This is a genomic window from bacterium (assembly GCA_037131655.1).
GTDB lineage: Bacteria > Armatimonadota > Fimbriimonadia > Fimbriimonadales > JBAXQP01 > JBAXQP01.
In genome coordinates this window covers 1-8,013 of the sequence record JBAXQP010000121.1, presented here as the reverse complement: position 1 = coordinate 8,013, position 8,013 = coordinate 1, and the positions used below count along the sequence as shown (strand labels likewise).

7 protein-coding genes are annotated in these 8,013 nt (G+C 46.0%); 6 read left to right on the top strand and 1 reads right to left on the bottom strand.

Annotated features, from left to right (window positions below; translation table 11 throughout):
- Positions 1 to 88 precede the first annotated feature (88 nt).
- The 5 genes from WCO51_07080 (at position 89) to WCO51_07060 (ending at position 6,259) form a co-directional block, all read left to right on the top strand.
- Entirely contained in the window at positions 89 to 934 is an 846-nt protein-coding gene (locus tag WCO51_07080) for a prephenate dehydrogenase/arogenate dehydrogenase family protein (protein ID MEI6513024.1), read from the top strand.
- Between the two features lie 71 nt (positions 935 to 1,005).
- Complete coding sequence (locus tag WCO51_07075; protein MEI6513023.1) at positions 1,006 to 2,286, top strand: hypothetical protein; 1,281 nt, start codon at positions 1,006 to 1,008, stop codon at positions 2,284 to 2,286.
- Positions 2,283 to 3,575, top strand: a complete 1,293-nt coding sequence (gene aroA, locus WCO51_07070) for a 3-phosphoshikimate 1-carboxyvinyltransferase (protein ID MEI6513022.1) — start codon at positions 2,283 to 2,285, stop codon at positions 3,573 to 3,575. Before WCO51_07075 ends, aroA begins: the two co-directional genes overlap by 4 nt.
- A gap of 265 nt (positions 3,576 to 3,840) precedes the next feature.
- Positions 3,841 to 5,277, top strand: coding sequence for a proline--tRNA ligase (gene proS / locus WCO51_07065; GenBank protein MEI6513021.1), 1,437 nt, complete (start codon positions 3,841 to 3,843; stop codon positions 5,275 to 5,277).
- Between the two features lie 40 nt (positions 5,278 to 5,317).
- Entirely contained in the window at positions 5,318 to 6,259 is a 942-nt protein-coding gene (locus tag WCO51_07060) for a cation diffusion facilitator family transporter (protein ID MEI6513020.1), read from the top strand.
- A gap of 34 nt (positions 6,260 to 6,293) precedes the next feature.
- On the opposite strand, the gene WCO51_07055 is transcribed toward WCO51_07060, so the two are convergent.
- A complete protein-coding gene (locus tag WCO51_07055; GenBank protein MEI6513019.1) occupies positions 6,294 to 7,220 on the bottom strand; it encodes an L-lactate dehydrogenase in 927 nt (308 codons plus the stop codon).
- Between the two features lie 133 nt (positions 7,221 to 7,353).
- Here WCO51_07055 and greA point away from each other — a divergent pair, with 133 nt between their 5' ends.
- Positions 7,354 to 7,827 carry a transcription elongation factor GreA gene (gene greA, locus WCO51_07050; GenBank protein ID MEI6513018.1) on the top strand — a complete coding sequence of 158 codons (474 nt, stop codon included), beginning with the start codon at positions 7,354 to 7,356 and terminating at the stop codon, positions 7,825 to 7,827.
- Positions 7,828 to 8,013 lie beyond the last annotated feature (186 nt).

Sequence of the window (8,013 nt, the reverse complement as noted above, 5' to 3'; positions counted from 1 at the left end):
ATTCACTTCCCTTATGAAAGATGTAGGGCCTGTAGCCAAATCAGTCGGCAGAAGCTTCCCCTCAATGAAAAGTTAATCGAGAGAGTTAATGGACACAGTAGAGCATGAAATTGGAATTGTTGGTCTTGGCCTTATCGGAGGCTCCCTTGCTCTTGCGCTAAAAAAAGCTGGGTTTAATTACATTGTCGGCGTTGATGTTGACGATACGGTATGTCAGGATGCTCTCACAGCCAAAGCGCTTTCCAAAACATCGACCGATTTTCAAGTCCTAAGTAACTCCAGTCTAATCGTCTTATGCGTTCCGTTGGAAGCGATCTCGGATGTCTTTGCCAAACTCAAGCCAATCTTAACTCCAAGTACAATCATTACCGACGTTGCGGGGGTCAAGGGGCCGGTGATTAAGTGGGCTTTATCTCTTCCCTTCCCTTCCAATTTCATCGGAGGGCATCCAATGGCTGGTCGCGAGAAGGGCGGATTCAATTCCGCCATTCCAGATCTTTTTATCAACCGGCCGTGGATACTTACTCCCACCGAAAACACTTCTGATCAAACTCTTGAAGCCGTCTCGGAAATAATCACTCAAACAGGCGCGCATGTGGTTACCGTTCCAGCCGATGAACATGATCGGCAAATCGCTATTCTCAGTCATCTCCCACATGTTCTAGCTGCATCACTAATGCGTATAGCTTCAAAAGAGGGGCGTTATGACCTTGCAGGGCCAAGTTGGGAGGACGCAACGCGAGTAGCGGCCAGCCCCTCCACCATGTGGACACGCATTTCCCTGACCAATCGCAACGAGCTAATTGACACTATCCAACAGCTTGAGGATGAACTAGTCTACTTCCGAAAAGCCCTCGAAAACGAAGATACTACATCTCTGCAACACTTCTTCGAAGAAGCCCGCAGCATAAAGACTGAAAAAGTAGGTTTCTAAGCCTTAATCTGTGATATAAGTAGAATTACCCATTCGATTTAAGCGACAATGTAAGTGAAGGAGAAAATAAAATGTCCAGATACAAACTAGCCTTAGTTATCATACTGCTATCCACTGCCATCGCCTATACGGTTGAAACCACTGAACCCTACCAGCCCAAACTGCCGTCTAAGAATGCTTACGATTACTATCTTACGGCAGTACAGAAGTTGGACGCCTATTGGCAAAAGCTTCCTCCTGATCAGAAAGATGAGATGGACAACCTTAACTATTCAGAACAACCACCTTCTGATGCCGCTTTACGCTATCTCAACGCAAACAAAGAAGTAATAGATTTAATGGATATAGCCGCCAAGTTAGCTTTTTGGGACCCAGTTCCCGAACGAAAGGAAACGGAGCGATTAAGCGAGTATGCTGGCTATCGTAGTTTGGCGCGCCTTCGCCTCATTCAGATCAATCATAGTCTATCTGAAGAGGATGGCATGGATGTTGTGCAAGAATTTCAAGATGGAATGAAATTAGTACAGGATATCCAAAAACCAAATACTCTTGAATTTCAAGTAGGACTAGGATGTGAATCATTATTAATCAGTCCCGTAGCAAAGCAAATTGACTTTTTCTCTGCTAAAGAATGTAAATTAATCGCTCAAGCTTTGCGCAACGCTGAATCTCTTTCATCAATTCGTAAACAAGGCTTAATCCATGATTGGGAAAGAGATCGCCAAAATTTGGATGAAGACTTAAAGAACCCGAACGATTCCGATTCAGTCTTTTCTGAATTATTTAAAGATCCTGTCACTGGAGAGTTGTCGCCTGAATCAGCTAAGGGCAAAACAGACCCACATGATGTAGAAGTAATAGCTCAACTAAAGAAGGAAATAAGCACACCCGAAGGGCTTAAAGCATTTACAAAGCGTATTACTGATAAGTTCGAAGCTCTTCGTGAAAAGGCAGTTAAGGAGTTAGATAAGCCTCTTTGGGAGCAAATCTCAGTAGTGGATGAAATCAAGTCGTCATTTGAAATCGATAATCAATTACTGATTTGTTACACTCCTTTATCCTCCATAGAGAATTTGCAAAAATACCAAGCGCGTCGGCAGTTACTCTATCTGCATCTGATGCTCCGTGTCTACAAATTAAAGATAGGGCGATACCCGAAACTCTTAGAAGAGTTGGGAAATGAGATGATTATCGATCCCTTCTCCGGCAAACAGTTCATCTATCAATTCCAAGGTGATACTTACCGCCTATATAGTGTTGGCCAAGATGGTTATGATAACAAAGGCATCGTCACCAACCCGGATATAGATGGCCCAACCGACCTCTTCCTGTTACCAGACGGCAGTCGATGACCCAAATTAGAATTGAACCTGTTCACGCTATAATAGGTACTTGGACACCGCCGGGGGATAAGTCGATTTCACATCGAGCGGTTATCCTTGGGGCGCTTGCTCATGGACGTAGTGTTATCCAATGCTTTCTTGAGGCCGATGACTGCATGAGAACGATGCATGCCATTCAAGCTCTCGGAGTTGCTGTCTCGAAAATAGAAACGGGTGAATATATAGTTCAAGGGTGTGGAGCAACCGGTCTTCAAACACCAAAAGATGTGCTTGATTTCGGCAACTCAGGAACAGGGTTGCGCTTGATGGCCGGTGTATTAGCAGGTCAACCGTTTCAAAGTGTCTTAACAGGCGATGACTCTATTAGACGCCGACCCATGAAGCGGATTGTAGAGCCTCTTCGTAGCATGGGCGTGACTATAGACGGCCAAAATAATGCCAACAACGCTCCCTTATCTATCCAAGGCGGAAATCTGCATGGCATTCGATATATCTCTCCCGTCGCAAGCGCTCAGGTTAAATCGTGCATTTTGCTTGCGGGTTTGTTTGCTGAGGGTATGACACAAGTAATCGAACCTTCGCTCTCACGCGACCACACCGAGCGAATGCTGGCAGGGTTTGGATACGAACTTGAACATGACCACTTGAGCGTAAGTCTCAAAGGCGGCCAAAAGCTGTCGGCTTGTGATGTGATCGTGCCAGGAGATATTTCATCTGCAGCCTTTTTCTTAGTCGCTGCATTATTAGTACCCAACAGCAATATATTCCTCGAAAACGTTGGGCTGAATCCGACTAGAATGGGAATTCTTGACGTCCTAAATGCCGCAGGGGCAGAGATTCAGGTGATGAGTGAATACATCAGCGGTGGTGAACCGATTGGTGATTTACAGGTTTCAACACATCCGCTTAAGGCTATGAGTATTGATGCCGACTTTATGCCGCGACTTATCGATGAAATCCCCATCCTCGCAGTTGCTGCAACTCAAGCTCATGGAGAAACGGTCATCACGGGCGCCCAAGAGCTTCGAGTAAAAGAAAGCGACCGGTTGTCAACGATAACACAAGAGCTTCGTAAGATGGGCGCTCAGATAGAAGAAACCCCTGATGGCCTCATAATCAGCGGCCCAACTCCTCTTAAAGGCGCTATCGTCGAAAGCCACAACGATCACCGCATTTCGATGTCCCTAGCCATCGCGGCCCTGATCGCTGAGGGCGATACCACCATCAACAACACCGAATGCATAGAAACAAGCTTCCCCACCTTCGAAGCGTCACTTAGAGAGTTAGTGCGAAGTTAGATGAGGATTCCAGAAGTATAAAAAAAACGTGTTTTTGCGAGGAGGTTTGTACCGAAGCAAACCCGTCTTAACCTGGCTGATTGCGATGTGCTCCCTTTTCAGACAGATTCTTCACTCCGTTCAGAATGACACAACTTTGTTGTGTGTTGATTCATCCAGAATCTTGCTTCTTGCCTCTTGCTTCTTTCCTATCACCTTATCCGATAAACGCAATACTCCCGTGCATGGCTGACTGATGGTGGTTATTCAAGGTACAATCTTTGGCATGGCTGATAAGATAACCCCTCGCAGCGAAGATTATTCTCGCTGGTATAACGATATTGTTCAAAGAGCAGAACTCGCCTCTCATGCGCCTGTACGCGGATGTATGGTCATCCGACCTTATGGCTATGCCATTTGGGAAAACCTACAGGCCGCACTTGACAAACGTTTCAAGGAAACAGGGCACGTTAACGCCTATTTTCCCCTGTTAATTCCTGAAAGCTTCCTCAAAAAAGAAGCGGAGCATGTCGAAGGCTTTTCGCCGGAATTGGCAGTTGTGACGATTGGCGGTGGCGAAACTCTCGAAGAACCACTCGTAGTGCGCCCAACCTCAGAAACCATTATCGGGCATATGTATGCCGAATGGATTCAAAGCTATCGGGACCTGCCTTTGCTCATTAATCAATGGGCGAATGTTGTCCGTTGGGAGATGCGGCCGCGCCTTTTCTTGAGAACAACTGAATTTCTCTGGCAAGAGGGTCATACGGCGCATGCAACCGCTAATGAAGCTCAAGAAGAAACGTTGAATATGCTCGAGATCTATCGCGAGTTTGCTGAAGAACAAGCTGCAATCCCAGTTATCAAAGGGCGCAAAAGCGAAAGTGAGAAGTTCGCGGGAGCGGTTAACAGCTATACAATAGAAGCCATGATGGGTGATAAGCGCGCATTACAAGCCGCTACCTCCCACTACCTCGGCGAGAATTTTGCCAAGGCATTTAACATCCAATTTCTTGATCAAGATAACCAGCAACAACTTGTCCACACATCAAGTTGGGGAATGAGCACTCGAATGATAGGCGCTATTGTCATGGCTCATGGTGACGACAACGGTCTCAGGCTTCCTCCCAACCTAGCGCCGATTCAAGTGGTAATTGTCCCTATTGGCAAAAGTGATGAGGAAAAATCCAAGGTACTACCAGTTGCAACAAACGTCTTTAACGATCTGAAAGCTGCTTGCATCAGAGTAAAACTCGATGATCGCAACGAAATGACACCTGGTTTCAAGTTCAACGATTGGGAAATGCGCGGTGTGCCGTTACGCATCGAAATCGGCCCCAAAGACCTTGATAATGAGCAGGTCACTTTCGCTCGAAGAGATATGCCTGGGCGAGAAGGCAAAACTCCCATAAGCATGAATTGTATCGTCAACTCAGCGCGTGATATGCTTGCAACCATTCAGAAAGCATTATTCGATGCCGCTCTCGCCTTCCGAAACGCCAACATGCGCACTGTCAACACCTATGATGAATTCCAAGAAGCGGTAACTGAAGGCTTTGTTATGGCGTGGTGGTGTGGCGAACGTGAGTGCGAAGCTGCGATTAAAGAGGATACTAAGGCAACCAGTCGCTGTATCCCCTTCGACCAACCAGGGGGAACTGGAAACTGCGTCCGCTGTGGTAAAGCCTCAAAAGAGCAAGCGGTCTTTGCGCGTTCATATTAATCGTCATCTTGGATAGAAGCAGGCTAACGAAGAGCAAGTAATGAAAAATTCTAGTCATAAAAATACTTTAGAGAAGCGAGCAATACACGCGGCGAAGTTTTCTATCTATTCAAATACTTCCCTCGTAATTCTAAAGATCATAGTGGGTTTTCAAACAGGGTCAGTTAGCGTTATCTCAGAAGCAGCGCACTCGGGTAGCGATCTTTTAGCCTCGTGGATTGCTTACTTTTCAGTTTCAGTCTCACGAAAACCGGCGGATAGTGAACATCCCTACGGTCATGGTAAGCTCGAAAGTCTATCGGGTATGGCTGAAGCCCTGCTAATCTTTGCTGCTGCAATATGGATTATCTATGAGGCAATCAATAAGCTCAGACATCCTGTAATCATTGATAAACCCGGCTTCGGATTAGCCGTCATGCTAGTCTCTGCGATTGTGAATATCCTCGTTTCTCGTTATCTCTATCGTACGGCTAAACAAACCGATTCGCTGGCGCTTGAAGCAGATGCCGCTCACTTGGCGACAGACGTTTGGACCTCATTTGGAGTAGTTATCGGTTTAGCTCTCGTTTGGATCACTGGCATTCAGATATTCGACCCTATCGTTGCTATTATGGTTGCATTAATTATTACTCAAGCAGCCTATCGGCTTACAAAAGGGGCAATCAGTCTGTTAATGGACGTCAGGTTGCCAGATGAGGATGAAGCGATAGTCTCTAAAATCCTCGAAGATGATCAGCGTGTTCTTGGTTATCATCGTTTAAGAAGCCGCAAATCGGGACATGCTCGATATATCGATGTTCATGTTCAGTTCGAAGACAGTATGCCCTTTATTGAGGCCCACGACCTCACTGAAGAGCTTGAAGACAAGATTAGAGCATCTCTCCCTGAAGTGGAGATCACCATGCACTCCGAACCCTACTGGCGAGAAATGAAACATCAAGTCGAGCATCACAAACTTGATAAAGATTCGTCTAAAAAGTAAAAGCGAAAGGTAAATACCAATCGCTTTATATCTTCTATCCCATTACTGTCTTTAATGTCTTCTTGAGGACTTCCGCTGAGGCTTGGAGGGCTTTACGTTCATCATTACTTACAACCGGCTCAATTACACGCTCAACACCTTTGCGGGTGAGGATAGTAGGTAAGGAAAGACAGACGTCTGAAATGCCTAACGCTCCTTGTTGGAAGACCGAAACAGGCAGTGTTTGCTTCGAATCAAGTGAGATAGCATTGACTACCTCTTTAATCGCTATCCCAACCGCATAACCGGCTCCGCCTTTAAGTCGAATGACTTCAGCGCCACTCTGCTTTGTGAGTTGGAACAAGTTATCCATTTTTGCCTTATCATATCCAGGATAGCTGCTTAGAGCAATTCCATTAACCGTTGCGCTGCTGAAAATCGGCACCATCGAATCGCCATGCTCTCCTAAAATCAAAGCCTTCATATCGTTTGCTGCAATATTGAAGCACTCAGCCAATAATGAACGGAACCTGCAAGTATCAAGAGTTGTGCCAAGACCGATCACTCGCTCGACCGGCAGGCCTGATTCCTTCACAGCGATATAAGTTAATATATCAACGGGGTTAGAGACAATAAGCAAAATTGCATTATCTGCCAATTTTTGACTACGAACGTTACCTAATAAATCACGGAAGAGTGTGACGTTTCGATTGATTAGCTCTAGGCGGCTCTCATCGGGTTTTCGCCTCAATCCCGCAGTAATAATCACGATATCGGAACCTTCGATTGCCTGATAATCACCCGCATAGATTTTCTGAGGTGTTGCCATCGAAACCCCATGGCGCAGATCAAGCGCCTCGCCCTCAACTAAATCTTTTGCCACATCAACCAAAACCATCTCACTAATGAAACCACCGAGTTGTAGAGCAAAAGCCGCCGTGGACCCGACACGACCACCGCCTCCAATTATGCTAACCTTCATTATATTCCTCCAAAGTTGCCTGCTTAATTACACCTATCATTTTGGCACATTAGCGTCCATCTAATAGTATATCTTTATAATCAGAGCTGACATGCTTGACATCAAAACACCGAGCATGCCAAGATATTTTCCTATGCCAGCAGAAAAGATTATCCTAACGCCGCAAGGCTATGAAAAAATACAAAAAACGCTCGATGATGCCAAGAAGAATGACCGCCCTCGAATCCAGGAAGCACTTCGAGAAACACGTGCCCATGGCGACTTGCGTGAAAACGCGGGTTATGACGAAGCCATGATCAATCAAGGTCGTCTGGAAGCTAAAATCCGCGATCTCGAATATATCCTCGATTGCGCCCAAATCGAAGAACGACCTGATAACGCTCATGAAGAGGCTTCTTTAGGCTCAAATGTGACAGTTTTCGATACTAAGTTCGGTGAAGAATGGACGTTTACTCTCGTAGGCTCTTTCGAAGCCGATCCCACTCTTGATCACATCTCCATCGTCTCCCCCGTTGGCAAAGCCATCATCGGACATAAGGTTGGCGATACCGTCAAAGTCGAAACCCCCGGCGGCATCCAAGAGTACGAAATCCGCGGATTAAGTTAAAACCAGTTACCTCCCCCAACAGTCACTCATATTTCGAATTCATAATGAAGGATAATATCAATCGGCAGCGAATTGGATATGTAAGGTGGCAGGAATGCTTAGGTTTCTTCATACATCGGATGTACATTTAGGACGCGCTTTTGGATACCTTGGACCCCATGCGCGTAAGCAACAGGAACGGTTGGC

What these genes read in the sequence shown, in the direction of transcription:
- WCO51_07080 (MEI6513024.1), top strand. Translation starts at nt 89, where the DNA reads ATGGACACAGTAGAGCATGAAATTGGAATTGTTGGTCTTGGCCTTATC.
- WCO51_07075 (MEI6513023.1), top strand. Translation starts at nt 1,006, where the DNA reads ATGTCCAGATACAAACTAGCCTTAGTTATCATACTGCTATCCACTGCC.
- aroA (MEI6513022.1), top strand. Translation starts at nt 2,283, where the DNA reads ATGACCCAAATTAGAATTGAACCTGTTCACGCTATAATAGGTACTTGG.
- proS (MEI6513021.1), top strand. Translation starts at nt 3,841, where the DNA reads ATGGCTGATAAGATAACCCCTCGCAGCGAAGATTATTCTCGCTGGTAT.
- WCO51_07060 (MEI6513020.1), top strand. Translation starts at nt 5,318, where the DNA reads ATGAAAAATTCTAGTCATAAAAATACTTTAGAGAAGCGAGCAATACAC.
- WCO51_07055 (MEI6513019.1), bottom strand. Translation starts at nt 7,220, where the DNA reads ATGAAGGTTAGCATAATTGGAGGCGGTGGTCGTGTCGGGTCCACGGCG.
- greA (MEI6513018.1), top strand. Translation starts at nt 7,354, where the DNA reads ATGCCAGCAGAAAAGATTATCCTAACGCCGCAAGGCTATGAAAAAATA.